This is a genomic window from Devosia sp. Soil_C_22, assembly GCF_057657195.1.
This window is the reverse complement of sequence record NZ_JBDGIY010000001.1, coordinates 980,757-1,007,332: the sequence shown is the minus strand read 5'-3', so window position 1 is coordinate 1,007,332 and position 26,576 is coordinate 980,757. Positions and strand designations below refer to the sequence as shown.

At 67.0% G+C, this 26,576-nt stretch carries 24 protein-coding genes; 11 read left to right on the top strand and 13 right to left on the bottom strand.

The annotated features are described in order from the left end of the window. From AC3A6I_RS04650 to AC3A6I_RS04635, 4 genes are read left to right on the top strand one after another with little or no spacing between them, the layout of a single operon-like run. Positions 1-819 (top strand): 3-deoxy-manno-octulosonate cytidylyltransferase, encoded by an 819-nt coding sequence (locus AC3A6I_RS04650; RefSeq protein WP_487542083.1) that lies wholly within the window; start codon positions 1-3, stop codon positions 817-819. Next, entirely contained in the window at positions 816-1,451 is a 636-nt protein-coding gene (locus AC3A6I_RS04645; RefSeq protein ID WP_487542082.1) for a histidine phosphatase family protein, read from the top strand. Before AC3A6I_RS04650 ends, AC3A6I_RS04645 begins: the two co-directional genes overlap by 4 nt. Continuing rightward, a complete protein-coding gene (kdsA, locus tag AC3A6I_RS04640) occupies positions 1,451-2,293 on the top strand; it encodes a 3-deoxy-8-phosphooctulonate synthase (RefSeq protein WP_487542080.1) in 843 nt (280 codons plus the stop codon). The genes AC3A6I_RS04645 and kdsA overlap by 1 nt, the downstream gene beginning before the upstream one ends. Then, positions 2,293-3,549, top strand: a complete 1,257-nt coding sequence (locus tag AC3A6I_RS04635) for an O-antigen ligase family protein (RefSeq protein ID WP_487542079.1) — start codon at positions 2,293-2,295, stop codon at positions 3,547-3,549. Before kdsA ends, AC3A6I_RS04635 begins: the two co-directional genes overlap by 1 nt. On the opposite strand, the gene AC3A6I_RS04630 is transcribed toward AC3A6I_RS04635, so the two are convergent. Continuing rightward, the gene (locus AC3A6I_RS04630; RefSeq protein ID WP_487542077.1) at positions 3,546-3,773 is read right to left on the bottom strand and encodes a DUF2093 domain-containing protein; all 228 of its coding nucleotides are present in this window, start codon (positions 3,771-3,773) and stop codon (positions 3,546-3,548) included. The genes AC3A6I_RS04635 and AC3A6I_RS04630 overlap by 4 nt on opposite strands. 172 nt (positions 3,774-3,945) lie before the next feature. Next, positions 3,946-5,358, bottom strand: a complete 1,413-nt coding sequence (gene xseA / locus AC3A6I_RS04625) for an exodeoxyribonuclease VII large subunit (protein WP_487542075.1) — start codon at positions 5,356-5,358, stop codon at positions 3,946-3,948. Positions 5,359-5,600: 242 nt separating this feature from the next. Here xseA and purD point away from each other — a divergent pair, with 242 nt between their 5' ends. Both purD and AC3A6I_RS04615 read left to right on the top strand, forming a co-directional pair. After that, positions 5,601-6,881: a phosphoribosylamine--glycine ligase gene (purD, locus tag AC3A6I_RS04620; protein WP_487542073.1), complete on the top strand. Its 1,281-nt coding sequence runs from the start codon at positions 5,601-5,603 to the stop codon at positions 6,879-6,881. A 48-nt stretch (positions 6,882-6,929) separates the two neighbouring features. Then, entirely contained in the window at positions 6,930-7,898 is a 969-nt protein-coding gene (locus tag AC3A6I_RS04615) for a patatin-like phospholipase family protein (RefSeq protein ID WP_487542071.1), read from the top strand. Between the two features lie 263 nt (positions 7,899-8,161). On the opposite strand, the gene AC3A6I_RS04610 is transcribed toward AC3A6I_RS04615, so the two are convergent. Then, the gene (locus AC3A6I_RS04610) at positions 8,162-8,602 is read right to left on the bottom strand and encodes a nucleoside deaminase (RefSeq protein ID WP_487542069.1); all 441 of its coding nucleotides are present in this window, start codon (positions 8,600-8,602) and stop codon (positions 8,162-8,164) included. Positions 8,603-8,817: 215 nt separating this feature from the next. On the opposite strand from AC3A6I_RS04610, the gene mutL reads away from it, so the two are divergent. Continuing rightward, positions 8,818-10,626, top strand: coding sequence for a DNA mismatch repair endonuclease MutL (gene mutL, locus AC3A6I_RS04605; RefSeq protein WP_487542067.1), 1,809 nt, complete (start codon positions 8,818-8,820; stop codon positions 10,624-10,626). Positions 10,627-10,756: 130 nt separating this feature from the next. Here mutL and rsmD read toward each other — a convergent pair whose 3' ends face one another. From rsmD to AC3A6I_RS04565, 8 genes are all read right to left on the bottom strand, one after another. Beyond that, positions 10,757-11,311, bottom strand: coding sequence for a 16S rRNA (guanine(966)-N(2))-methyltransferase RsmD (gene rsmD / locus AC3A6I_RS04600; RefSeq protein WP_487542066.1), 555 nt, complete (start codon positions 11,309-11,311; stop codon positions 10,757-10,759). A gap of 3 nt (positions 11,312-11,314) precedes the next feature. Next, complete coding sequence (locus AC3A6I_RS04595) at positions 11,315-13,069, bottom strand: pseudouridine synthase (protein WP_487542064.1); 1,755 nt, start codon at positions 13,067-13,069, stop codon at positions 11,315-11,317. Between the two features lie 64 nt (positions 13,070-13,133). Continuing rightward, the gene (locus AC3A6I_RS04590) at positions 13,134-13,694 is read right to left on the bottom strand and encodes a hypothetical protein (RefSeq protein ID WP_487542062.1); all 561 of its coding nucleotides are present in this window, start codon (positions 13,692-13,694) and stop codon (positions 13,134-13,136) included. A 150-nt stretch (positions 13,695-13,844) separates the two neighbouring features. Beyond that, positions 13,845-14,390 (bottom strand): signal peptidase II, encoded by a 546-nt coding sequence (lspA, locus tag AC3A6I_RS04585; RefSeq protein ID WP_487542060.1) that lies wholly within the window; start codon positions 14,388-14,390, stop codon positions 13,845-13,847. Between the two features lie 388 nt (positions 14,391-14,778). Continuing rightward, complete coding sequence (gene ileS / locus AC3A6I_RS04580) at positions 14,779-17,730, bottom strand: isoleucine--tRNA ligase (protein WP_487542059.1); 2,952 nt, start codon at positions 17,728-17,730, stop codon at positions 14,779-14,781. A gap of 232 nt (positions 17,731-17,962) precedes the next feature. Continuing rightward, complete coding sequence (locus AC3A6I_RS04575) at positions 17,963-18,934, bottom strand: bifunctional riboflavin kinase/FAD synthetase (protein WP_487542057.1); 972 nt, start codon at positions 18,932-18,934, stop codon at positions 17,963-17,965. Positions 18,935-19,239: 305 nt separating this feature from the next. Further along, entirely contained in the window at positions 19,240-20,094 is an 855-nt protein-coding gene (locus AC3A6I_RS04570; RefSeq protein ID WP_487542055.1) for a TIGR01459 family HAD-type hydrolase, read from the bottom strand. Positions 20,095-20,322: 228 nt separating this feature from the next. Then, complete coding sequence (locus tag AC3A6I_RS04565) at positions 20,323-21,534, bottom strand: EAL domain-containing protein (RefSeq protein WP_487542054.1); 1,212 nt, start codon at positions 21,532-21,534, stop codon at positions 20,323-20,325. A 183-nt stretch (positions 21,535-21,717) separates the two neighbouring features. Here AC3A6I_RS04565 and AC3A6I_RS04560 point away from each other — a divergent pair, with 183 nt between their 5' ends. Together AC3A6I_RS04560 and AC3A6I_RS04555 are read left to right on the top strand one after the other, a co-directional pair. Continuing rightward, on the top strand, positions 21,718-22,500 hold the full coding sequence (locus AC3A6I_RS04560) for a helix-turn-helix domain-containing protein (protein ID WP_487542052.1): 783 nt from the start codon (positions 21,718-21,720) through the stop codon (positions 22,498-22,500). Positions 22,501-22,570: 70 nt separating this feature from the next. Further along, the gene (locus AC3A6I_RS04555; protein WP_487542051.1) at positions 22,571-22,765 is read left to right on the top strand and encodes a hypothetical protein; all 195 of its coding nucleotides are present in this window, start codon (positions 22,571-22,573) and stop codon (positions 22,763-22,765) included. Positions 22,766-22,808: 43 nt separating this feature from the next. On the opposite strand, the gene AC3A6I_RS04550 is transcribed toward AC3A6I_RS04555, so the two are convergent. Together AC3A6I_RS04550 and AC3A6I_RS04545 are read right to left on the bottom strand one after the other, a co-directional pair. Next, on the bottom strand, positions 22,809-22,994 hold the full coding sequence (locus AC3A6I_RS04550) for a hypothetical protein (protein WP_487542049.1): 186 nt from the start codon (positions 22,992-22,994) through the stop codon (positions 22,809-22,811). Continuing rightward, on the bottom strand, positions 22,985-24,136 hold the full coding sequence (locus AC3A6I_RS04545; protein ID WP_487542047.1) for a glycosyltransferase: 1,152 nt from the start codon (positions 24,134-24,136) through the stop codon (positions 22,985-22,987). Before AC3A6I_RS04545 ends, AC3A6I_RS04550 begins: the two co-directional genes overlap by 10 nt. Positions 24,137-24,396: 260 nt before the next feature. On the opposite strand from AC3A6I_RS04545, the gene AC3A6I_RS04540 reads away from it, so the two are divergent. Both AC3A6I_RS04540 and groL read left to right on the top strand, forming a co-directional pair. Beyond that, positions 24,397-24,687: a co-chaperone GroES gene (locus AC3A6I_RS04540; protein ID WP_487542045.1), complete on the top strand. Its 291-nt coding sequence runs from the start codon at positions 24,397-24,399 to the stop codon at positions 24,685-24,687. Positions 24,688-24,742: 55 nt separating this feature from the next. Beyond that, the gene (gene groL, locus AC3A6I_RS04535; protein WP_487542043.1) at positions 24,743-26,383 is read left to right on the top strand and encodes a chaperonin GroEL; all 1,641 of its coding nucleotides are present in this window, start codon (positions 24,743-24,745) and stop codon (positions 26,381-26,383) included. Positions 26,384-26,576: the final 193 nt, after the last annotated feature.

Below are 26,576 nucleotides of genomic sequence, written 5' to 3'. Positions count from 1 at the left end.
GTGACCGACCTCATCGTCATCCCGGCCCGCTACGGCTCGACCCGCCTGCCCGGCAAGCCGCTGCACCCCATTGCCGGTCGCCTTCTGCTGGAACGAGTCGCGGCGATTGCGGCGAGCGCCGCGCGAGAGCTTGGCGACGCCGAGGTGCTGGTCGCGACCGACGACCGGCGCATCCTCGACAAGGCCACCGAGCTCGGGCTGAGGGCGGTGATGACCTCGCCGGATATCACTTCGGGGTCCGGGCGGGCACTGGCGGCCTTGCGGGCGATTGGCGGTTCGGCTGAGCTCGTAGTGAACCTGCAGGGCGACGCCCCCTTCACGGCGCCGGCGCATATCGTCGAGATCGTTCGGACGGCCCGGGCTTCGGCGGCGGATGTGACAACGCCGGTTGTGCAGCTCGACTGGACCCGGCTCGATGCGCTGATCGCGCACAAGCGCACGACGCCGGCAAGCGGCACGACGTGTATCCGCGCGCCGGACGGGCGGGCATTATGGTTCTCCAAGACCGTGTTGCCATTCATGCGCAAGGAAGCCGAGTTGCGCGCGGCCGGGCCGCTCTCGCCGGTGCTGCAGCATATCGGACTCTACTGCTATCGCCGCGCCGCGCTCGAAGCCTTTGAAGCGGCGCCGCCCTCGCGCTATGAGCAGCTCGAGGGGCTGGAGCAGTTGCGGCTCATCGAGCTCGGGCTGGACATCCGCGCGGTGATCGTGCCGCCGGCACAGATCACCATGAGCGGGGTAGACAGCCCCGCTGACGCCGAACGTGCCGAGCGGCTGATCGCCGAGCACGGCGATCCTTTCGTCGAGTGGCGCGCATGACGCGGCTAGTGATCGTCCGGCACGGCAACACGTTCGAGGCGGGCGAGACACCGCGCCGGATCGGTGCCCGAACGGACCTACCGCTCACTGCCGCCGGCATCGCGCAGGCCGATGCGCTGGGACGGCACTTTGCTACAAATGGCATCCGCTTCGACCGGGTGCTGTCGAGTGCGCTGCAGCGCACGCGGATGACGGCCACAGCTATCGTTGGCGACGGAGGTCGGATCGAGCCGGCGAGCTTTCTGACCGAGGTCGACCACGGTCCGGACGAGGACCAGGCCGAGGCCGACGTCATAGCTCGCATTGGCAAGGAAGCGATCGCTCTCTGGGACAGTCAGTTGATCTCGCCGCAAGGCTGGGAGGTCGGGGCCGAGTGGCGCGTGCCGGCATGGCGGGCGTTCGCCGAGGAGGCCGCGGCAGCAATGCCTGATGGGACGATCCTGCTCGTCACCAGCAATGGCGCGGCGCGCTTTGCGTTGGCGGCGCTGGGACTCAGGGCTGGGGATAATGTGAAAAGCGCCAAAATCCGGACCGGAAGCTATGGTCTGGTGGAGCTCGTGGGCGGACAATTCCGATTGGTCGGATGGGATATGCGGCCGGGCGAAACACCCGGCGATGTGGGTCTTTTTTGATGCAGCACGTATTCATCGACGCCCCCAAGGGCCGCGTCGCTTTTGGTTCGAGCCTTCCGCTCGCGTTCATCCTGGGCCCCTGCGTGATCGAGAGCCGCGATCATGCATTGAAGACAGCGACGTTCCTTGCCGGGTTGGCGGAGCGGCAGGGCATTCCGCTCGTCTACAAATCCTCGTTCGACAAGGCCAACCGCACCAGCGCTTCGAGCTATCGCGGGCTCGGCATGGACGAAGCCCTGCGTATCCTCGAGGCGGTGAAGCAGGAAACCGGGCTGCCGGTCACCACCGACGTCCATGAGCGCGAGCAGTGCGCGCCGGTGGCGGAAGTGGCCGATATCCTGCAGATTCCGGCCTTCCTCAGCCGCCAGACCGACCTTCTCGTCGCTGCCGCCGAGACAGGGCGGGCGGTGAACGTCAAGAAGGGCCAGTTCCTCGCCCCCTGGGACATGAAGAACGTGGCCAAAAAGCTGGACAGCTCCGGCGCCTCCGGCGTGCTGCTGACCGAGCGTGGCACGAGCTTCGGCTACAACACGCTGGTCGTGGACATGCGCGGCCTGCCGATCATGGCCGAAACCGGAAAGCCGGTGATCTTCGATGCCACCCACTCGGTGCAGCAGCCCGGCGGCCGCGGCGAATCGTCGGGTGGCGAGCGGCAATATGCGCCGGTGCTGGCCCGTGCCGCCGTGTCGGTGGGCGTGGCGGGCGTCTTCATCGAGACCCACGAGGACCCGGACAACGCCCCATCCGACGGCGCCAACATGATCCCGCTCGACCAGATCGAGGGGCTGGTGACCGAGCTGAAGCAACTCGACGAGATCGCCAAGGCGCGGGTGCGCGGCTGATGTCCGGCGCAGCGGTAGCGACGGGCGCACAGCCCGGCTACGTGCGGCTTTCCACCCTCGGCGTCGTGGTCGTGCTATTCGCCCTGCCCTGCATTACCGGCCGGTTGATGACCTATTTCGTGCTGCTCCTCGCGCTCGTCGCGGTGGCGACTCCCTCGATCCGCACGGCCTTTCATGATCGCAGCCGCAACCCCATCGACCTGATGCTGCTGGTTGCGGCCATCCTGCCCGGACTCGCCTTCGCGGTGACAGCGCGGCAGCCGTCCGACCTGCTCTATGCCTTCAATTTTGCACCCCTGCTGCTGGCCATTCCGTTCCGCTGGCAGCTGGAGCGAGCCGGGCGGGCCGATGGGGCGGCAATCCTCGGGTGGCTGGCGCTTGCCGGCACTTTTGTCGCGCTCGTCGTCGCGCTGGTGCAGGTGGCCGTGCTGGATCAACCACGGGCCGGGCAGCCGCTGATGAGCGCGTTCCAGTTTGCCGATACCGCGGTTTTGCTGGGTTTTCTGGCACTTGTCGGGCTGTTCGTGCCGGGTGCACGCGGGCGTCTGCTGCTGTTGGCAGGGCCGATCATGGGATGTACGGCGGCGGTGCTGGGCGGGACGCGCGGCGCGTTGGTGGCAGCTCCGGTGCTGGCGGTCGTGGCGATCGGAGTCGGGCTCGTGATGGCGCGGGATCGGCGCCTGCTGCTATGGGCCATCGGGGGGATGATCGCGGCGTGTGCGCTGACCCTGATCGGCGCCAAATTGCTGGGATTTCACAGGGCCTTGAGCGGTTTCACCGATGCCGGAAACGTGCTCTCCGGCGGGCCGGTGGACGAGGAAACCAAGGAGCGGCTGGTGCTCTATTGGGGCGGGTTGCAGGCGTTTTTGCGCGCGCCACTGCTCGGCTATGGCTGGGAGCACATGGTGAGTGTGATCGAGCCCTATGTCGATCCGGCCTATCTCGAGCGGGTGCGCAACTTCCGGCATCTGCACAATGGACTGCTCAGCTTTGCCGTAAGTGCCGGAATTCCCGGCATAATCAGCTTCGTGATCCTGTCTGTGGCGCCGGTGGTGGCGGTGTTCTGGACGCCGCGGGATGGCCAGTTCGTGCCGCGGCTGTATCTGGCGCTGGTGCTGTGCGCGGGCTATGCAGCCTTCCAGCTGACGATCATCATGATCGGATTCGAGTTCCACACGGTGCAGTACGCGTTCATGACCGTGACGATCCTCGCGTTCCTGACATCGTCTAAATCTACTGATAATTCAGAGACTTAACGATTGGGCGTGAGGCCGTGGCGCTGGTAGGCCTCGTGGGCGGCCTGGGCGTTGGCGTAGGGTTCCTGCCGGTCGACGTTCCAATAGCTCAATTCGTCCAAGGGGATAGGGACGCCGGTGATGGCGCAGCGGACGAAGGTGCCGGGGCGCAGCACGACATAGTCGGCATCGAGGTAGCGCAGTTGCGCTTCGGACGGGCTGAAGCTCTTGTCGAAGATATTCATGGTGGCTGCCAGTATAGGGCAGTTGCTCTGCCATTGAAACACCGCCTGCCTGCCATGGTCATGAACGGGATCTGAACGTTTGTTCAGATTGGAGATGACTGTGCGTTTAGCCGCCCCCTCCACCAGCTTCGCTGGTCCCCCTCCCCCGCCCCGCGGGGGAGGATCAAGAGGGCTAGAACAGTGTGCCCTGCGGGTCCTCGCCCGGGGGTGGTTTGACGCGGCGGCGGGGACGGGCTGAGCCGCCGACGGTGACGCCGATCTTGCCGACCGCGACCTCGATGTTGAGGCTCTCGCCGAGCTGGACCTGCTCGGCGTTCTTGACGATGCGATCCTGCGAGTCGGTGACGATGGCAAAGCCGCGCTCGAGGACGTTGCGATAACTGACCGCATCCAGCAACTTGCTCACCGCCTCGAGGCGGTGTCGGCGCTGGTCGATGATGCGGCGCATGGCGGGTTCGAGCGCCGTGCCGGCGGGCGTGAGGCGCGCCGCGAGGTTGCGCAGTTCGCTGCGCAGCGTGTTGGGCGAGAGGCGGCCCGTGACGCGCTCATAGGCGATGCGCTTGCGCTGGCCGGTATGGCGGAGGGCGGCGCCGAGATTGGATGCAGCGTGATCGAGCCGCTGGCGGGCCGAGGCGACGAGATCGAGCGGGCGCGGCAGGCCGGCAGCAGCGGCGCGCAGGCGGTCGCGATACTGGCCGGCGGTGCGGCGGGTGGCCTGGCGCTGGCGCAGGCCGAGTTCATCGACATAGGCGATGAGATCGGCCCGGACCGGGACGGCGGCTTCGGCGGCGGCGGTCGGGGTCGGGGCGCGGTGGTCGGAAGCGTAGTCGACGAGCGTGGTGTCGGTCTCGTGGCCGACGGCGGTGATGGTCGGGATGCGGCTCGCTGCGACCGCCCGGACGACGATCTCCTCGTTGAAGCCCCAGAGGTCTTCGATCGAGCCGCCGCCGCGGGCGACGATCAGCACGTCGGGGCGGGGGATCGGACCATCGGGAGCGAAGCGGTTGAAGCCCTCGATGGCGGCGGTGACCTCGGCGGCGGCGGTTTCGCCCTGGACGCGGACCGGCCAGACGATGACCCGGCGCGGGAAGCGGTCGGAGATGCGATGCAGGATATCGCGGATCACCGCGCCGGTGGGCGAGGTGATGACGCCGATGGTGCGCGGCAGGTAGGGCAGCTCGCGCTTGCGGTCAGCGGCGAACAGGCCTTCGGCGGCGAGCTTCTTGCGGCGCTCCTCGAGCAGCGCCATGAGCGCTCCGGCGCCGGCCGGTTCGATCTGCTCGATGACGATCTGGTACTTCGACGAGCGCGGAAAGGTGGTCATCCGGCCGGTGGCGATGATCTCCATGCCCTCTTCGGGCTTGAAGGTCAGGCGCGGCCAGGAACTCTTCCAGACGACCGCGTCGATCGAGGCGTTCTCGTCCTTCAGGGTGAAATAGGCGTGACCGGAAGAGTGGACGCCGCGGAAGCCAGAGATCTCGCCACGCACGCGGACATGGCCGAACTCGTCCTCGACGGCGCGCTTCACGGCGCCGGCCAGCTCGGAGACGGTGAATTCGGGAGCGTTGGTGAAGGGCGCGGCCATGGGGGAGAGGTGCGGGGATTTGGTGAGTCCGTCAAGGGTGGTGGCGGACTTGGGGAGATGCTATGGGGCCGCAAGTTCGGCGCGTGTGGTCGCCCCCTCCACCAGCTGCGCTGGTCCCCCTCCCCCGCCGCGCGGGGGAGGATCAGGAGAGATCGGTGATCCTGGCCACCCCTCATCCGCCCTTCGGGCACCTTCTCCCACAAGGGGAGAAGGCGATCACCGCAACTTCGGAGTTGGATCGCATGCGCATCTTGGTAGTCGGATCGGGTGGTCGGGAGCATGCGCTGGCGTGGGCGATTGCGAAGTCGCCGCGGTGCGAGAAGCTGTTCGTGATGCCGGGGAATGGCGGGACGGCGGAGATTGCCGAGAACGTGGCGGTGGATATCACCGACCATGCGGCCGTCGTGGCATTCGCCAAAGCCGAGCGGATCGATTTCGTGGTGATCGGGCCGGATGCGCCGGCGGTGGCGGGGCTGGCCGACGATGTGCGGGCGGCGGGGCTGCTGTGCTTCGGGCCAAGCAAGGCCGCGGCGCAGCTTGAAGGATCGAAGGCGTTCACCAAGGCGGTATGCGACGAGGCCGGGGTGCCGACGGCGCGCTATGCGCGGTTCGAGAACGAGGGCGAGGCGCTCGCCTATGTGCATGACCAGGGCGCGCCGATCGTGATCAAGGCGGATGGGCTGGCGGCCGGCAAGGGCGTGACCGTGGCGATGACGATGGAGGAAGCGGCCGACGCGGTGCGCGACTGTTTCTCGGGTGCGTTCGGCGAGTCTGGCTCGGTGGTGGTGATCGAGGAGTATCTCGAGGGCGAGGAAGCCTCGATCTTTGCGTTGTGCGACGGCAAGAGCGTGGTGATGCTGCCCAGCGCCCAGGACCACAAGCGGGTGTGGGACGGCGACCGCGGGCCGAACACGGGCGGCATGGGGGCGTATTCCCCGGCCCCGGTGATGACACCGGAGGTGACGGCGCGGGTGGAAGAGGAGATGATCCTCCCCACGATCCGCCGCATGGCCGAGCGCGGTACACCGTTCACCGGGGTGCTGTTTGCCGGGGTCATGGTGACCAAGGCCGGTCCGAAGCTGATCGAATACAATGTGCGCTTCGGCGACCCGGAAACGCAGGTGCTGATGCTGCGGCTGAAGTCGGATGCGCTGGAGCTGCTGGAGGCAACCGCGCGCGGTACGCTCGACAGGGTGACGCCGGAGTTCAGCGACGAGGCGGCGCTGACCGTGGTGCTGGCGGCCAAGGGCTATCCGGTGGACCCGCAAAAAGGCAGCGAGATCAAGGGTGTCGATGGACTCGACGACCCCGGTCTCGTGGTCTTCCATGCCGGCACGGCGCTGAAGGACGGCAAGCTGATCGCCAATGGCGGGCGGGTGCTGAACGTGACGGCGCTGGGCGCGACGGTCGGCGAGGCGCGCGAGGCGGCCTATGCAGCGATCGACAAGATCGACTGGCCGGAGGGCTTTTGCCGCAGCGATATCGGCTGGCGGGCGGTGGAGCGGGAACTCAAGCCCGCCTAACCTCTTTTAAAGGGGTTCAGAGCATCCTAACTCCTTATCGTGACCCACGTGATCAAACAGCCTGATCCACTCACGCCGCTGCAGCGACGGGGGCAGGAGATTGTCGATCGGCTGCGCGGCGAGTATCGCGACCACCCCAAGCCGGCCGGCGTGGAACCGCGCATCGGCGTGGCGCTGGGCGGCGGCTCGGCGCGCGGGCTGACACATATCCCGTTCATCGAGGCGATGGACGAGCTGGGGCTGAAGCCGCATGTGATCGCCGGCACCTCGATCGGCGCGCTGATCGGCTCGGGCTGGGCCAATGGCATGAGCGGGGCGGAACTGCGCGAGCATACGTTCGCGGTGCTGGGCACGATCCGTATCATCGCCGGGCGGCTGTGGGGCGCGCAGGTGCGCAACCTGGGCAATTTCTTCCAGCTCGGCTTCGGCGTGCAACTCGACGCGTGCCAGGTGGTGGATGCCTTCCTGCCCGACAATTTCCCGCACGAGTTCAGGGACCTGAAGACCAGGTTCTACGTGGTGGCGACGGATTTCCAGTCCTGGCACCAGGCGGTGTTTTCGGAAGGGCCGCTGCGCAATGCAGTGGCGGGTTCGCTCGCCATTCCCGGGCTGTTCAAGCCGGTGCCGTTCGCCAACCACCTGCTGGTCGATGGCGGCGTGGTGAACCCGCTGCCGCTCGACCAGGCGGCGGCCGATACCGACATACTCGTCGGCATCGACGTGAACGGCGATCCATCCGAACAGCTGACCAAGACCAACCACAATATCGTCGATGTGTGGTTCGGCTCGGCGCAGATCATGATGCATTCGCTGACGGCGCACATGATGGCAGCCTATCCGCCGGACGTGTATGCACGGCCGCACCTCAACAGCTTCGGGGCGCTGGAATTCTGGCGGGTGCGCGAGATCGTGGCGCATGTCGAAAAGGACAAGGACAACTTCAAGCGCGCGCTGGAGCGGCGCGTGGAGGCGTTCATCCAGAATGCGGGCGAGACGATGCGGGCGGAGGAGCGGTAGGGGCGGCGCTGCTGTGACGGCCTCCGGTGCGTGGCCCCCCCACCCACCCGCTCCGCGGGTCCCCCCTCCCCACAAGGGGGAGGGAAATCAGTGGGCAACCGCACCCGGTCAGCTTGCAGTCGGGTCTCCCTCCCCCTTGTGGGGAGGGGGGACCGCCGTAGGCGGTGGGTGGGGGTGCCGCACGTAATGATGCCTCCGGCCGCCCCCTCCACCAGCTTCGCTGGTCCCCCTCCCCCGCTGCGCAGGGGTGGATCACGGAGAGCTCAGCGCAAGCCCTTGAAGAACTCGCGCAGCAACTCGGCCGATTTGCTCGCCCCTACTCCGCCGATTACCTCGGGCCGGTGGTGGCAGGTGGGGGTTTCGAACAGGCGGATGCCGTTGTCGACGGCGCCGGCCTTGAGGTCTTCGGCGCCGTAGTAGAGGCGGCGGAGGCGGGTGTGGGCGATGGCGCCGGCGCACATGGCGCAGGGTTCGAGCGTGACATAGAGATCGCAGCCATCGAGACGGCCGGTGCCGCGGACGGCGAGCGCGGTGCGGATGGCGAGGAACTCGGCATGGGCGGTGGGGTCGGCAAGCTCGCGCATGCGATTGCGCTCGGCGGCGAGGACGCGGGTGCCGTCGAGGATGACGGCGCCGACCGGAGCTTCGCCGGCGGCGGCGGCTTCGGCGGCAAGGGCGAGGGCCTGGTCCATGGGGGTGGGCATGGGGGGGTGTTTAGCATCGTTGGTCGGTGGCTCACACCCCTCACCCGTCTCGCGCTTTGCGCGATCCACCCCCTCCCCGAGGGGGAGAGGAATAGGGCGATCGCCGCACTATCCGGTATTCTTCTCCCCGTCGGGGAGAAGGTGGCGCGTAGCGCCGGATGAGGGGGACAACCACCAAGGGTAGCGGTATTTTGCACCTTCAGGAGAATCGCCCTTTGCCCATTCGTCAGCTGCCCGAAGACCTGATCAACCGCATCGCCGCGGGCGAGGTGGTGGAGCGGCCGGCGAGCGTGGTGAAGGAGCTGGTGGAGAATGCCATCGATGCCGGGGCGCGGCGGGTGGCGATCACCACGGCGGGCGGCGGGCAGAGCCTCATTCGCATCGAGGATGATGGCGTCGGCATGGACGAGGCCGACCTCAAGCTGTCGGTGGAGCGGCATGCAACATCGAAGCTGGCCGATGACGGGCTCGACGATATCCGCACGCTTGGGTTTCGCGGCGAGGCGCTGGCGTCGATCGGCTCGGTGGCGGAACTGACGATCAGTTCGCGGCGGGCCGAGGATGCGAGCGGGCTGAAGTTGACGGTGCGGCACGGGATGAAGGGCAAGCCCACGCCGGTGGCGATGAACCGGGGCACCATCGTCGAGGTGCGCGAACTGTTCGCCAATGTGCCGGCGCGGCGGAAATTCCTCAAATCGGAGCGGGCCGAGGCGGCGGCGGTGACCGATATCGTCAAGCGGCTGGCGATGGCGAACCCGGGGGTGCAGTTCGTGCTCGAGGGCGCGGACCGGACGGCCTCGAACTGGCCGGCGCGCGAGGGCGAAGGGGCGCTCAGGGCGCGGCTGGGCGACGTGATGGGCGCCGATTTCGGCGACAATGCCGTGTCGCTGGCGACGATGCGGCATGGCATGGTGGTGACGGGACTCGCCGGGCTGCCGACCTACACGCGGGCCAATTCGCTGAGCCAGTACTTCTTCGTCAATGGCCGCTCGGTGCGCGACAAGGTGCTGATGGGGGCGATGCGGGCGGCCTATGCCGATTTCGTGTTCCGCGACCGGTTCGCCGTGGCGGCGATCTTCGTTGCGGTGGACCCGGCGGACGTGGATGTGAACGTCCATCCGACCAAGGCGGAATTGCGGTTCCGCGATGCCGGGGCGGTACGTGGCGCGGTGATCCGGGCGATCGGGGATGCGCTGGCGGCGGCGGGGCATCGGGCGGCTTCCACTGTCGGTGAGGATATCGCAGGGGCGTTTCGGGTGCCGGAGTTTGAGGGGCGGGTGGTGGAGCCGGCGCGTGGGGCACCCCCACCCACCATGCTCCGCATGGTCCCCCCTCCCCACAAGGGGGAGGGAAACCCGACTGCAACCTCCCTGCACTTTGCTGACTTTGCGGAGCCGAGTGCGCGGTACAATGAGCCTGTTCCGGTGGTGGAGCCTGTCGAGTATCCGCTCGGCACTGCGCGGGCGCAGATGTTTGATAATTTCATCGTGGCGCAGAATGGCGACAGCCTGCTGCTGGTGGATCAGCATGCGGCGCATGAGCGGCTGGTGTATGAGCGGTTCAAGGCGCAGATGGCGGCGGGGCCGGTGGTGAGCCAGCTGCAGCTGATCCCGGTGGTGATCGAGCTGCCGGAGGACGACGTGGCGCGGCTGGCGGAGGCGGCGCCGGTGCTGGACAAGCTCGGGCTGGTGCTGGAGCCGTTCGGGGCGCGGGCGGTGGCGGTGCGCGAGACACCGGCGCTGCTCGGGCAGCCGGACGTGGCTGGGCTGGTGCAGGACCTCGCCGACGGACTGGCGGAGTGGGACTCGGCGGCGGCACTGGCCGATCGGCTCGAGGCGATCATCGGGCGGATGGCGTGCCACGGCTCGGTGCGGTCGGGGCGGCGGCTGAAGCTCGAAGAGATGAATGCGCTGCTGCGCGAGATGGAGGCGACGCCGCATTCGGGGCAGTGCATCCATGGGCGGCCGACTTATGTGGAGCTCAAGAAGGCGGACATGGAGCGGTTGTTCGGGCGGACGCGGTAGACCCCTCACCCGTCCCGGCTGCGCCGGTCCACCCTCTCCCCGACGGGGAGAGGAATAGAGGTGGCCACCGCGGCGGCGGTATTCTTCTCCCCGTCGGGGAGAAGGTGGCGCGTAGCGCCGGATGAGGGGTCTACACCAGACGGATGAAATGTACCGCCGCCGCACCGTATTCGCGGCGGTCGTCGATTTCGAAGCCGGGCGGGAGCGCGAGTTCGACCTCGGCGCTGTCCTCCAGCACGATCGTTGCGCCATCGGCGAGCCAGTCCCCTGCCCGCAGCGAGGCCAGCGCCTGCTCGCCGAGGCCCTTGTTGTAGGGCGGATCGAGGAAGACGAGGTCGAAGGGGCCCATGGTGCCCGCAGGGCCGAGGGCGGTGGCGTCGCGGCGGAGGAGCTTGGCGTAGCCGGCGATGCCGAAGGCTTCGATGTGGTCGCGGATGAGGCCGCGGGCTTCAGCGCCGGTGTCGACGAAGACGGCGCTGGTGGCACCGCGGGAGATGGCTTCGAGGCCGAGGGCGCCGGTGCCGGCGAAGAGATCGAGCACCTTGATGCCATCGAGATGCACGCCGATGCGGCTCGCGAGGATGTTGAACATCGACTCGCGGGCGCGATCGGAGGTGGGACGGATGCTGTCGTCGGTGGGCGACAGCAGCGCCTTGCCGCGGAACTTGCCGCCGACGATGCGCATGGGCTAGGCGCGCGGCTTACGGGGGCCACGCGGCTTGTCGCCGCCGGGGCGAGGGCCGCCGGGCTTGCCGGTGAAGGGCTTGCCGCCACCCGGCTTGCCGCCGAAGCTGCGCGGCTTGTCGCCATAGGAGCGGGCCGGACGGTCGCCGCCGTCACGCGGAGGGCGGGTACCGTAGGGCTTCTTGTCGCCCCAGGAGCGGGCGGGACGATCCCCTGCCCCGGCCTCGGCATTGCGCGGGCTGTAGGGCTTCTTGCCGAAGCCGCCACGGGACGGACGATCGCCATCCTCGCGCGGCGGACGATTGCCAAATGGCTTGTCACCAAACTTGCGAGCCGGGCGGTCACCGTCGGCGCGCGGCGGGCGGCTGCCGAACGGCTTGTCGCCGAACTTGCGGGGCGGACGATCGCCGGCTTCGGCGTTACGCGGCGCGTAAGGCTTCTTGCCGAAACCACCGCGCGCGGGACGGTCGCCGTCCTCGCGCGGGCCACGGGCAAATGGCTTCTTGTCGCCGAACGGCTTCTTATCACCGAACTTGCGGGCCGGACGCTCGTCGCCCTCGGGACGGGGACCGCGCGGGCCGCGAGCGGGACGCTCGTCGTGGTGGGCGGGACGGCCGAAATTGCGGGCCGAGCTGTCGTCGGGGTCCCAGCGCTTTTCTGGGCGGGGGCCGCGCTGCGGCTTCACCTCGATGGTGGTGGAGGTCCCGTCCTCGAAATGCACGATGCGCTCGTCGCGCGGCATCTCGGGCTTGCGCTCCTTGGTGGGCCGGGCCGGACGCTTGGTGAAGCGGCCGCCGGGGCGATCCTGGCGCGGCCGATCCTCGAAGGCGGCCTCGCGCGCGGCTTCGGTGTCGTCGTCCTCGAAGCGGAAACGGTTCTGGGTCTTGCGTGGCGAGAGCTTCTTGAGCTCGGTGCCGGGCGCAGCCGCGCGCACTCGCGGATCAGCGGCCCGCTTTTTCTGGGCGGCCGCGATCTCGGGCATGTCGCTGTCGAAATCGGCGCCGGCTTCGGTGGCGAGGCGCTTGCCGAGCTGCTCCTTGAGCACGCGGGCGGCAACGACCTCGACCTCGCCTTCGGCGAGATCGCCAAGCTGGAACGGGCCGTAGCTGACGCGGATGAGGCGGTTGACCTGGAGGCCGAGCGCGCCGAGGACGTTCTTGACCTCGCGGTTCTTGCCTTCGCGCAGGCCGAGCACGAGCCAGGAATTGGAACCCTGGTTGCGCTCGAGAATGGCTTCGATCGGACCATACTGGATGCCGTCGATCTCAATGCCGTCCTTGAGCGTATCGAGCTGTTCCTGGGTGACGGAGCCGAAGGCGCGCACGCGGTAGCGGCGCAGCCAGCCGGTGGCGGGCAGTTCGAGCACGCGCTTCAGGCCACCATCATTGGTGACGAGCAGCAGGCCTTCGGTGTTGATGTCGAGCCGGCCGATCGAAACGACGCGCGGCAGGCCCTTTTCGTCGAGCGCCTCGAAGATGGTGGGGCGACCCTCGGGGTCCTTCTCGGTGACGACGAGCCCGGCGGGCTTGTGGTAGAGCCAGACGCGCGTGCCCTGGCGGGCGGCGAGCGGGGTGCCATCGACCTTGATCTTGTCCGACGCAGTGACGTTGAAGGCCGGGGTCAGGACCTTGCGGCCGTTGACGGTGACGCGGCCATCCTTGATCCAGCCTTCGGCATCGCGACGGGAGCAGAGGCCGGAACGGGCGATGACCTTGGCAAGGCGGTCGCCCTCCGCGGGAATGGCGGATACATCAGTCATGTCGTAACTCCTGCGGGCTGGCCGTCCCATGACGGCATCAGCAGCGCATCTTTCGAGTTGGAAATCAGTTCCTGGCGAGAGCCTTGCGCAGCTCCGGCGGGCAGGCGGGGTCGTTGAGCGGCACCAGATCGCCGTTCTTGGCAAGGCACACGGTGTCCTGGCCCTTGACCGAGGTGAAGTAATACTCCGCCGGCGGCAGATAGAGCGGACGATCCTTGACCTGGTAGGTGCCCTGGAAGCGGGCGGTCAGCTGCTGGATCTCGGCCTGGGTGAGCGGACGGCCGCCGGGGGTGAAGCCATCGACGACGCGAGCCTTGCTCAGGCGCTTGGCTTCGGCGTCGGACAGGCCGGTCGAATTGATGGTGACCTTGGCGGAATCCACCGGCAGCGACGCGACGGCCGTTGAGGTCTGCGGGGGCGGCAGCGAAGCAGATTTGGGCATGACCAGCGGACCGCGCGGCGCGAGGTTCTCGTCCTTGCCCTCGCGCTCGAGCATGCCCATGCCCTTCATCGATTCGATGGCGACCTCGCGCTCGAAGGTGCCGACGTCGACCATGGCATTGGTGCCTTCGACGGTGGTGCAGGCGCTGAGTCCCGCGCTCAGCACCAGGCCGAGGGCCAGCAAGCCGCCCCGGGTTACGGCACTGAAACGGGGCCGCTGCCCAGTCAAACCACTCAGCATAGAGACTTCCCTTGTTCCCCTGACCCGCTCGGCCAAGTTGCGGGCCTTATAATCCATGGCAGGCCGTAAGGCCAGAATGAGGCACCTTTGCGATCAGCCCTTCTTGCGCCGACCAACCCCGACGAAATCGAGGAAAAGCAGCAACACCCCCAGCGTGATCGCCATATCGGCGATGTTGAAGATGTAGAATGACCAATCCTGCCAATGAAAGTGAAAGAAATCTGCAACGGCGCCGTAAAGCACACGATCGAGCGCATTGGAGACGGCGCCGCCAATGGCGAGCATCAGGCCGAACCGTACCAGCACATCGGTGGTGCGGGCCCACCAGACAAAGAGCGCGGCAATGGCGACGACGGCGATGACGCCCAGGGCCCAGACCGGCAGGCCGTCGAGCAGGCCGTAGGACACGCCGCGGTTCCAGACGAGGACATAATCGAAGAAATCGGTGACGCGGACGACCTCGCCACCGCGCCAGCCGGTGGGCTCGTTGGGGATGTAGCCGACGACGTAATCGAGGCACACCGAGGGCGCCGCGCCGATGCAGTCGGCGCTGACCTGGATGTGCTTGTGGAGGCGGTCGAGGGCGAACGCGAACAGGCCGACGAGCAGCGAGGCGATGAGGTGGGGGCGGGTCAGCATGGCACCGTCCTGCCTTCTCCCCTTGTGGGAGAAGGTGCCCGGAGTGCGGATGAGAGGTCGGCTGCGCGCGCCGGCGTTTGTGGTCGCCCCCTCCACCAGCTTCGCTGGTCCCCCTCCCCCGTTGCACGGGGGAGGATCAGGAGAGGCTGGTGCCTGGTCAGGGTGGGACCGATAGAGACGGCCCCCTCCCTCGCCATTCGAGCGTAGCTCTCATGGCCTTCTCCCCTAAAATCGCTCCACTGGAGCGATTTTGCCTTCGGCACGGCTCGAAGTCCCCCACAAGGGGGGAGGTGAAGAGGTGCGTGGGGCTGGATGGTGCCATGACCACGGAGCGACACCTCCCCCCTTGTGGGGGAGGTTGGGAGGGGGGTGGCCAAGAACACTGGGCTTACAGCCCTGCCGCCCGGCGTTCGCGCATGGCCTGGGCGTCGCGGAGGCTGAGGTCCGGAAAGTCCTTGTCGGTGCCGACTTCGGGCAGGATGCGCCACGAGCGGGCGCAGCGGTTGCCTTCGGCCTTGGCGAAGACCACCGCGACGCCGCGGACTTCTTCGGAGCGGAACGCGTCGGCCGGGCCTTCGGCCTCGATCACTTCGATATCGGAGGTGATGGAGATTTCGGCCATGTCGGTGCCCCGGACGGCGGCGGCGAGCTTTTCGTCGGCGATGTAGACTTTCGGGGCCGCTTCGAGCGAGGCGCCGATGGTCTTTTCGCGGCGGGCGATTTCGAGGGCGCCGGTGACGACCTTGCGGACTTCGCGGATTTCCTCCCACCTGGCCTCGAGCTTGTCGTCGAGCCAGCTGTCCGGCAGCACCGGGAACTCGCGCAGGTGGACCGAGGAATCGGCGCCGGGGTGACGCTCGAGCCAGGCTTCTTCCATGGTGAAGACGAGGATGGGCGCGAGCCAGGCGGTGAGCGCGTCGAAGACGTGATCGAGCACCGTCAGGCTGGCGCGGCGGCGGACCGAGGAGATCGGGTCGCAGTAGAGCGCGTCCTTGCGGATGTCGAAATAGAACGCCGACAGGTCGATGTTCATGAAGTTCGACAGGGCGGCGACGACGCGCTTGTAGTCGTACTCGTTGTAGGCGTCGCGCACGAGGCCATCGAGGGACTTCAGCTTGTGCAGCACCAGTTGCTCGAGTTCGGGCATGTCGCGATAGTCGACGGTTTCCTCGGCCTTGCGATGGGCAAGGTTGCCGATGAGCCAGCGGATGGTGTTGCGGAGCTTACGGTAGCTGTCGACGGTGGTGTTGATGATCTCCTTGCCGATGCGGAGATCGTCGGAATAGTCGGACTGGGCCACCCAGAGGCGCAGGATATCGGCGCCGTACTGCTTGATGACGTCCTGCGGGGCGACGGTGTTGCCGAGCGACTTCGACATCTTCTTGCCCTCGCCATCGAGGGTGAAGCCGTGCGTCAGGACGCTCGCATAGGGCGCAAAGCCGTTGGTGGCGCAGCTTTCGAGCAGGGACGAGTGGAACCAGCCGCGGTGCTGGTCGGAGCCTTCCAGATACATGCCAGCCGGGAACTGCATATCCGGCCATTTCTGCGGGTTGCGCAGCACCCAGCTATGCGTGGTACCGGACTCGAACCAGACATCGAGGATGTCGTCGATCTTGGTCCAGTTCTCGGGATCGGGCACGGCATTGCCGAGGAAGCGGTCCTTGGCGCCGGGCTTGAACCAGGCGTCGGCGCCCTCTTCCTCGAAAGCCTGGCCGATGCGCTCGTTGACCAGCTCGTCCTTGAGGATGGTGTCGGTCGCCTCGTTGTAGAACACGGCGATGGGGACGCCCCAGGCGCGCTGGCGCGACAGCACCCAATCGGGGCGGTCGGCGATCATCGAGCGCAGGCGGTTCTGGCCGGCCTGCGGGTAGAACTTGGTGGCGTCGATGGCGGCGAGCGAGCGGGCGCGCAGGGTGTCGCCCTTTTTGCCCATGATGTCGCGGTCCATGTAGACGAACCACTGCGGGGTGTTGCGGTAGATGATCGGCTTCTTCGACCGCCAGCTATGCGGATACTGGTGCTTCACGCGGCCGCGGGCGACCATGGCGTTGCGCTCGGCCAGCGCGGCGATGACGCGGTTGTTGGCGTCGCCTTTCTTGCCGGCATCGTCGATGATGCGGGCGCCCTCGAAGCCGGGGGCGGCGGCTGTGTAATAGCCGGCGTCGTCGACGACGTAGGGGATCGCGGTATCGATGCCGAGCGACTGCAGATGGCGGCCGGATTCCATCCAGATGCCGAAGTCGTCGAGGCCGTGGCCCGGCGCGGTGTGAACGAAGCCGGTGCCGGCGTCATCGGTGACGTGCTCGCCATCGAGGAGCGGGACCTCGAACGCGTAGCCGCCACCGAGACCGCGCAGCGGGTGCGTGGTCGAGACGATTTTGCTGCAATCGACATCGTGCAGGCGAACGAAGGTCTCGACCTTGGCCTTCTGGAAGACGTCGGCGGCGAGCTTGTCGGCGAGGACGTATTTCTCGCCCTTCGACGCCCAGTTGCCCTCGGGCGCGGCGGTGACCTCGTAGAGGCCGTAGCTGATCTTGCTCGAATAGCTGATGGCGCGGTTGGCCGGGATGGTCCACGGGGTGGTGGTCCAGATGACGACGTAGGACGAGCCGAAATCCTCGAACGAGCCGGTGCCGAAGGCGCCGTTGGCCGAGTGGATGGGGAACTTCACCCAGATGGTGTCGCTCTCGTAGTCGGCATATTCGATTTCGGCTTCGGCGAGCGCGGTGCGCTCGACCACCGACCACATGACGGGCTTGGAGCCGCGATAGAGCTGGCCGGAGGCGGCGACCTTCATCAGCTCGCGGGCGATCTGGGCTTCGGCGTCGAAGCTCATGGTGAGATAGGGGTTACCCCAATCGCCGATGACGCCGAGGCGCTTGAATTCCTCGCGCTGGGTATCGACCCAGTATTGCGCGAACGAGCGGCACTCGCCGCGGAACTCGTTGATCTCGACGTCGTCCTTGTTCTTGCCCTTGGCGCGGTACTGTTCCTCGACCTTCCACTCGATGGGCAGGCCGTGGCAATCCCAGCCCGGCACGTAGGCCGAGTTGTAGCCGAGCATGGTCTTCGAACGCGAAACGAGGTCCTTGAGGATCTTGTTCAGCGCGTGGCCGATATGGATGTTGCCGTTCGCATAGGGCGGGCCATCGTGCAGGGTGAAGACGGGCTTACCCTGCCCGGCGGCGCGCTGGCGGGCATACATATCCATGTCTTCCCAGCGCTTCAGCCAATCAGGCTCGCGGGCGGGGAGGCCGGCGCGCATGGGGAACTCGGTCTCGGGCAAAAAGAGCGTCGCGCTGTAATCAGTGTCCGCGCCGCTTTGAGCAGTGTCGTTCATCGTCATCGATCGATGGAATGGGAAAGGTGGGGGCTTTTAGCAAGCGGGGGCGATGGGTGAAAGGGGAAATGCCGGTGCGGGGGCTGTCCGGCTGGAGCCGAGCTCCCCTCCCCCCTTGCGGGGAGGGGCGGGGGTGGGGGTCCATCAGCGACGCACGGCGCCACCCCCACCCTCGATCCCTCCCCGCAAGGGGGAGGGAGGCGACGGCGGCGCGAGCGGTGTTCCCGGATGGCTACCGGAAGAACCCGAGCTTTTCGTCCAGTTCGGACACCGGCAGCGTCGCCTGCAGCAGATGCCGTGCCTGCGTTGCGTCGCGGTTCACCGCTGCGATCAGCTCGTCGAGGCCGCGGAATTTCTCCTGGCCGCGGACGGTTCCGAGCAGGGCGACTTCCAGCGTCTGGCCGTAGATGTCTTCGTCGAAATCGAAGATCCAGGTTTCGAAGGGCGGGCGCTCGTTGTTGAACATCGGCTTGCCGTAGCTGGCGACGCCATCGAGCAGGCGGTTGCCCAGCTTGGCGCGCACGGCGTAGACGCCCTGCATCAGGCCGAAGCCGGTAGGGGTGGGGACGTTCGCGGTGGGGAAGCCGAGTTCGCGGCCGCGCTGGTCGCCCTTCACCACCGGGCCGGCGAGAAACCAGTGATAGCCGAGCAGCTGGGCAGCGGCGGCGACATCGCCCTCGCCGAGCAGCGCGCGGATGCGGGAGGACGAGATGTGGTCGTCGCCCTCGTCGAGCATATCGAGGATCTCGACGTCGAAGCCGTGACGCTGGCCGGCATCCTTGAGGAAAGCCGGGGTGCCCTTGCGCTGGTAGCCGAAGTGGAAATCGGCGCCGACTTCGACGCCCTTCACATTCAGCGCGCCGACGAGGAAGCGGGTAACGAAATCCTCCGCTTCGATCTTCGAGAACTCGAGCGAGAAGGGCATCACGACGATGCCGTCGAGCCCGAGCGCCTCGGCGATCTCGGCCTTGTGGTCGGCATAGGTGAGCCGGAACATGAAGGGTTCGGGCGCAAACACGTCGCGCGGGTGCGGCTCGAAGGTGAGGACCAGCGCGGGCACGCCGGCAGCGGCTGCGCGGGCCTTCAGCGCGCGGAAGACGTGCTGGTGGCCACGGTGGCAGCCGTCGAAATTGCCGATGGCGACCATGGCGCCCTTGAGCGATGCCGGGACATGGTCGAGCCCCGCGAGCCTGATGAAAGCCAAATCCGCACCCGCCTTGAAAGTGAAGGCGATATGGCAAGAAAGCGGCAGCGTTGCAAGGCGACGATGGTGGTGGCTGGTATGCGGGGGCGTGGGGCCGCGACACGCACCCCTTCCCTCTCCCCCTCGGCGGGGGAGACGCGAGACTTACGAGCGCCAGCGAGTTAGTCGCAGCAGAGAGGGGGTCTTGGGAGCCGCCGTGCCCGCCACACCCCCTCTCTTGCGATTTCTAAGGCTTAGCAAGAACTAAGCCCAAGAAATCGCTTTCTCTCCCGCAAGGGGAGAGATGGGCATCGAGCCTGCCTCTGCTACCAGCCGAGCTTGGCCATGAAGCCGGCGACGTTGGCGCCGCTGGGCTGCAGCAGGGCGCGGATGGCGGCGGGGTCGGGCTTGCCGAAGGCGTCCAGCTCGGCGGCGTGGATGGAGCCGGTGATGAACAGCAGGTCGAGCCCGGCCCCGGCGGCGCCGATGGCGTCGGTGCGCACCGAGTCGCCGATGGCGAGGATGCGGGAGCGATCGAGCGGACGACCGGCGGCGACTTCGGCGAGGCGCAGGGCCTCGGTGTAGATCGGCTTGTAGGGCTTGCCGACCATGACGATCATGCCCCCGCGGGCTTCGTAGAGGTCGGCCAGCGCGCCGCCGCAATAGATGAGGCGATCGCCGTGCTCGACGACGCGATCGGGGTTGGCGGCGATGAGCTTGAGGTTGCGGCTCAGCCAGAGCGTGATGCGGTCATTGTACATGTCGGGCGTGTCGTCGTCGGTCTCGAGGTCGGTGACGACGATGGCGCTCGCCTCTTCGGGACCGGTGAGGCGGATATCGAGATCGTCGAACAGGCCGCCATCATTGTCGGCGGGGCCGACATAGTGCACGGCCTTGCCGCGATAGTCGGCGAGCAGCACGCGCGTGGCGTCGCCGGAGGAGACGATGGTGTCGTAGGCGTCGCGAGGGACACCGAGCCTGTCGAGCATGCCGACGATGATCGGGGCGCGCAGCGGGGCATTGGTGATGAGGACGACGCGGCCGCCGTGCTTGCGATAGTTCACCAGCGCCTCGACGGCAGTCGGGTGGGCAGCGACGCCGTTGTGGATGACGCCCCAGACGTCGGAGAGGATGGCGTCGTAGCGGGAGGCAATGGCGCCGAGGCCGTCGAGAGGGAGCATCGGGAAGGTCCGGGGTTGTTCGTAGGGTGGCAATAACAGGCTTCGCGCCCTTATCACACCCGGGATGTCATCCCTGCGAACGCAGGAATCCATCGCGCCGCCAGCGCGGGAGGAGCGCTGGAGCCCTGCTTCGCAGGGTGACAGCCGGTGGGTTGGGCCGCCCCCTCCACCGGCTACGCCGGTCCCCCTCCCCCGCCCCGCGGGGGAGGATTTGGAGAGGCCGGTGGCTCAGGCCCGGCGTTGTTCGCCGAGCAGGTCGGCGCGGACGGGGCCGGGGCGGCCGATGTGGGGGCCCTGGACCAGGGCGATGCCGTCCTCGAACAGGCTGAGGAGTTGCTGCTCGTCGTGGACGCCGGTGGCGCAGAGCGCGATCTCGAAGCGCTTGGCGTAGGGGGCGATGTCGCCGGTATAGAGGTCCGAGAGCGTCTCGGGCATGGTGAGGAAGCGGGTGGCGTCGAAGCGGACGGTATCGAAGCCGAGGCCCTCGAGCTCGGCGAAATCGATGCGGAGCGAGGTGGCGTTGTCGAGCACGAAGCCGGCGCCGCATTTCCTGAACTCGCCGAGCGCACGCTTTTCGGGCTGGCCCAGCGGCCTGTACTCGCCGTGCGGCAGCGAGAAGATCAGCGAGGCGGTGATCGCCTGGTTGGCGACGAGGGTCGCGACCACCTGCGCGAGCGCCTTCTTGTCGAGGATGGTGGCGCGGCTCAGCGGCAGATGCAGGCGGATCGGCGCACCGGCCGTGCGGGCGCGGCGGGCGATGGTGACGGCTTCGTCGAGGGCGAGCGCCTCGATGCGGCGGACCAGGTCCTCGCCGCCGCGGCGCGGCATGAAGTCGGGCGCGTCGGCAAGGCCGCCTGCGTCCTGCATCAGGCGCGGCACCAGATCATAGCCCACCGGCTTGCGCGTCGGCAGCGTTACCACCGGCTCGATGTGGAAGACGAGACGGTTTTCGGCCAGGGCGCGACGGAGCTCGGCCTCCGGGATCAGCGGCTCGTCGAAAATATCGGCCACGACCGGCTCGGCTTCCGCGTCGGCGCGAACGAGGGCGGTGGTCCCTGCCCCCGGCTGGCGCTGGCCCTCCTCGAAATCGGCCATGGCCTCGGCGAGCTGACGGGTGACGGTGCCGAGCACCGAGATATCGGCCTCGATAGCGTCGATGCGGCTGCCGACATTGGCATCGGCAATGGCATTGACGCGCTGACTCAGCACCTGGCCGGCCTTGGCATCGGTGGAGAGCAGGCGTGCCAGATCCTCGACGGCGCGCTCGAGCCGCGCTTCCGAACGCTGGCGCAGGCGGCGCTCCATCAGCATGACCGCGACGGCGCCAAAGGCGATGGCGGTGACGAAGGCTTCGATGGGCGAAAAGGTCAGTCCGAAATAGGCCGCCGCGGCGACGCCGACGGTCGCAAGGCCGATGAAGATGTAGACGAGGCCCTGCACGGTCCGCTCGCTCTCCCATTTGGCCCGGATTCGACGCCGATTCCTCTTAGCATCGCGATGTCACGGCCGGAAGGCGACCAGCGGAGGCAGCTGTGGCTAACCCATCGCGTCAAATCCAAACGGTTTGTTTACCGAGTTCGTCAACACTCCATTGAGCAATCAACCGCCTGGAAAGCTTCCTCCATGCCTGCCACCGGCTTCGGGGATGAGAACGTTGTCCGTATCCTGCTCGTCGACCAGGACGTCGCGAGCGCGATGGCGCTTGCCGACTCGCTGGCGCTCGCCCTCGCCGCCGATCCCGACGTGATCGCCGTGCGCAGCGGCCGTGATGCGGTGGAACTGCTGCGCAGTGCGGCGTTCGACCTGCTGCTCGTCGACCTCGAGAGCCTCGCCGACCTCAGCGACACCGACGCGGCGGTATCCCGCCTCGTGCGGCTGGCGCCGAACGCGCTGGTGGTGGCGCTGTCGGACGGCAGCTCGGTGACGGCGACGCTCGCGGCGCTCAGCGCCGGCGCGCACGACCACGTGGCGCGGCCGATCGACGGGCCGGTGCTGCTCGCCCGGCTGGCGGAGCTGGCGCGACGGCATGGCCGGGAGATCGCCGCCGCGCTGAAGCGGCCGGTGGAGGTCGAGGGCCAGCTCGCCGGGCTGGTCGATGCCTCGGGGCAGCTGCAGGACGTATTGGCGCTCGTCGCCCGCGACTGGGCCGGCGGCTCGGAGTATCTCGACGGGCTGGCGCGCCGGATCGTCGAGATCTTCGAACAGGCCGGCGACGTATCGGCCGACTCGATGCGGCCGGCAGTGCTGCCGATGTGGCGGCAGGAGCAGCGCATCATCGAGGAAGCGATCGCGAGCTTCGGCGGCAACATCACGCTGGCGGCGCAGGCGCTGGAGCTCAGCCCCTCGACGATCTATCGCAAGCGGCAGGCCTGGGCCGAGCTAGAAGGCAACAAGGGCGCGGCTTAGGGGCACGGCGGGCTATTGTATCCTTTGCCAGTCTGTCGTCAGATGACGTATCTCTTGGGAAGGGATTCAGATGCCAGCCACCGAGCTTGTCGAGACGACCATCGATCAGAGGGCTCTAGACAAAGCCATCGAGGTGTTGGCAGCACGCGGCCTTACCGTTGAAGACATCATACAACGTCTGCTCCATCGCATCGTGCGGGATGGTGCCGTGCCCGACTTTATCCTGGCTGGCCGGAAAGGCCTTCCGGAAGTCCGGCAGGACTAGAGCACTCGCGATCAGACGGACCCGGCCCTAGACCGGAGAATTATCAGCCCTGCGCCAGCTTCTCGCGGGCCTTCTTCGCCGTGGCGAAAGCTTTGGCTTCTTCGCCCAGGGCCGAGCCCTTCTTGACCACATTGCCTTCGGCGTCGACCAGCGACCAGTCCCACTTGGTGTTGGGGCCGACGCCGCCGGTGCGGCGGAGCTTGATTTCGAGTTCTGCGCTTACCGCCATGTGAAGACCCTGGTGACCGAGTAGTTGAAAACGACGCTCATCAGAACGCCGAGCAAGCCCGCGATATAGAACTGTCCGTCGAAGGCGTAAATCCAGCTTGCGACAGAAACATTGGCCAGGGCGCCAATGGAGCATACGGCATAGAAGCTGAGGAGGCCGGTGAGGTAGCGCCAGCCACGCAGCTTCTTGCTGGCATAGGTCAGCTCGTTGTTGAGCATGAAATTGAAGGTCATGGCGATGAGCGTGGCCAACGTCTGGGCCCAGACGAAATCGAGCCCGAGCCGCTCGTGGGCGATCCACAGCGTGCCCATGTGGACGATGACGCCGAAGCCGCCGACGAGTCCGAACAGCAGGAAACTGGTGGGGAGCAGGCCGCGCGTGAGCTTCGAGACGATCAGCCCCAGGAACTGCACGACGATGATCGGGCTCATCTTGCTTTCGCCGGCATGGCGCGGACGGAAGGTGTAAGCCACTTCGCCGATGCGCAGCTGCTTGCCCTGGTTGGCGCGGAAGCGGGTGGCCGAGACGATGATATCGAGCAGGATCTTGAAGCCGTCCTCGCTGAGGTCCGGCGCCACATCGTCGAAGGTGGCGCGGCGCATCAGGAAGAAGCCGCTCATCGGGTCGCTCATGTTGCGGCCGGTAACGAGGCTCGAGATCCGGGTGGCAAAGCGGCTGCCGGCTTCGCGCGCCCTCGACAGGCCCTCGCCAACACTGCCATCGCCGGAATAACGGGTGCCGACGACGATGTGATCGCCCGCCTTTGCCTTGTCCAGCATCTGCGGCAGAATGGATTCGTCGTGCTGCAGGTCGGCGTCGATGACCGCGAAGTACGGCGCCGCGCTCGACAGGATGCCCTCGATGACGGCCGAACTCAGGCCGCGGCGGCCGATGCGGTGGATGCCGCGGACGTTGGGGAAACGCTGCGCCATCTCACGCACGACTTCGGACGTGCCGTCGGGCGAGTTGTCGTCAACGACGATGAACTCGAACGGGATGCCACTCAGCGCGGCGCCGACCTTTTCATAAAGCAGCCCGACATTCTCGCGCTCGTTATAGCTCGGCACGATGACGGCCAACTCGGGCGCGACCCAGGCTTCCGGGCTGCGCTTCACATGGGGGTCGAACTGAATTACGGTCACATTGGCTCCGGGGCTTGCGGCCAGTCATTGCCGCGCCGGCAGCAGGTAACACGCCGCGGCGCTTTGTCTCGGCACCCACAACGCGGCATTTTCAGCTCGGTTTCACGCGCCTGTCGCATAGCTGCTCCACGATCAGATTATGCCTCGCGGTCAACTTGACTCGATTGGAGCCCCCTCCTATATCGCCTCTCGTGCCTGTTAGCACTCCTCCACTCCGAGTGCTAACAGGCGAAGATTCATCGAGGTTTATAGGAGCAAACATGGCTTTCCGTCCTCTGCACGACCGCGTGGTCGTTCGCCGTGTCGACAGCGAAGAGAAATCGGCTGGCGGCATCATCATCCCCGACACTGCCAAGGAAAAGCCCTCCGAGGGCGTGATCGTCTCGGTCGGTCCTGGCGCCCGTGACGAAGCCGGCAAGATCGTTCCGCTGGACGTCAAGGAAGGCGATCGCATCCTGTTCGGCAAGTGGAGCGGCACCGAGGTGAAGCTCAACGGTCAGGATCTCCTGATCATGAAAGAGTCCGACATCATGGGCGTGATCACCGCGTAAGGCTTTCGCCTCGCACGGTTTTTCCCATTTGTTTCAAACGTAAGGAGCGCCTCCAATGGCTGCTAAAGACGTAAAGTTCTCCACCGATGCCCGCGACAAGATGGTCCGCGGCGTCAACATCCTCGCCAATGCGGTGAAGGTGACCCTCGGCCCCAAGGGCCGCAACGTCGTGATCGACAAGTCGTTCGGCGCCCCGCGCATCACCAAGGACGGCGTCACCGTCGCCAAGGAAGTGGAGCTCGAGGACAAGTTCGAGAACATGGGCGCCCAGATGCTGCGCGCCGTGGCCTCCAAGACCAACGACATCGCCGGTGACGGCACCACCACCGCGACGGTGCTGGGCCAGGCCATCGTCAACGAAGGCATCAAGCTCGTTGCCGCCGGCATGAACCCGATGGATCTGAAGCGCGGTATCGACCTCGCCGTCGCCGAAGTCGTCGAGAATCTCGGCAAGGCCAAGAAGACCATCTCGGCCAACAACGAAGTCGCGCAGGTCGGCACCATCTCGGCCAACGGCGAAACCGCCATCGGCGAGATGATCGCCAACGCGATGCAGAAGGTCGGCAACGAGGGTGTGATCACCGTCGAGGAAGCCAAGACCGCCGAGACCGAGCTCGACGTCGTCGAGGGCATGCAGTTCGACCGCGGCTACCTGTCGCCGTATTTCGTCACCAATGCCGAGAAGATGACCGCCGTCCTCGAGGACCCGGTGATCCTGCTGCACGAGAAGAAGCTCTCGAACCTGCAGTCGATGCTGCCGATCCTCGAGTCGGTCGTGCAGTCGCAGCGCCCGCTGCTGATCGTGGCCGAGGACATTGAGGGCGAGGCTCTGGCCACGCTCGTCGTCAACCGCCTGCGCGGCGGCCTCAAGGTCGCGGCCGTCAAGGCTCCGGGCTTCGGTGATCGCCGCAAGGCCATGCTCGAGGACATCGCGATCCTCACCGGCGGCCAGGTGATCTCGGAAGATCTCGGCATCAAGCTCGAGAACGTCACCCTCGACATGCTGGGCACCGCCAAGCGCGTGGAAATCTCCAAGGAGAACACCACGATCGTCGACGGCGCCGGCTCGAAGGACGACATCCAGGGCCGCGTCGGCCAGATCAAGGCGCAGATCGAGGAGACCACCTCGGACTACGACCGCGAGAAGCTGCAGGAGCGTCTGGCCAAGCTCGCCGGCGGTGTTGCGGTGATCAAGGTCGGCGGCTCGACCGAAGTCGAGGTGAAGGAGCGCAAGGACCGCGTCGACGACGCGCTGAACGCCACCCGCGCCGCGGTTGAAGAAGGCATCGTGCCGGGCGGTGGCGTTGCGCTGCTGCGCGCGTCGAACGCCATCGCCGTCAAGGGCGCCAATGCCGACCAGCAGGCCGGCGTGAACCTCGTCAAGCGCGCCCTGCAGGAGCCCGTCCGCCAGATCGCCAACAATGCCGGCGATGAAGGCTCGGTCGTGGTCGGCAAGATCCTCGAGAACAGCTCGGCGAACTACGGCTACAATGCCCAGACCGGCGAATATGGCGACATGGTTGCCATGGGCGTGGTCGACCCGGTGAAGGTCGTCCGCACCGCGCTGCAGGACGCCGCTTCGGTGGCCTCGCTGCTCATCACCACCGAGGCGATGATCGCCGAGCTGCCGAAGGAAGCTGCTCCGGCCATGCCGGGCGGCGGTGGCATGGGCGGCATGGGCGGCATGGACTTCTAAATCGCGGAAGCGATTTAGAGAGCTCCTCTCGCTCACGGTCCGCACCGCATTCGGGCTACGGCCCGAATGCTGGACTTCCGCGGGGGCGGCCCACGGCCGGCGCCCTTCGGGCGGACCAGCCGACACATTCGATCTTCTCACGAAGGTCACGAACGGGAGGGCGGTCCGCATGGGCCGCCCTTTCGTTTTCGGG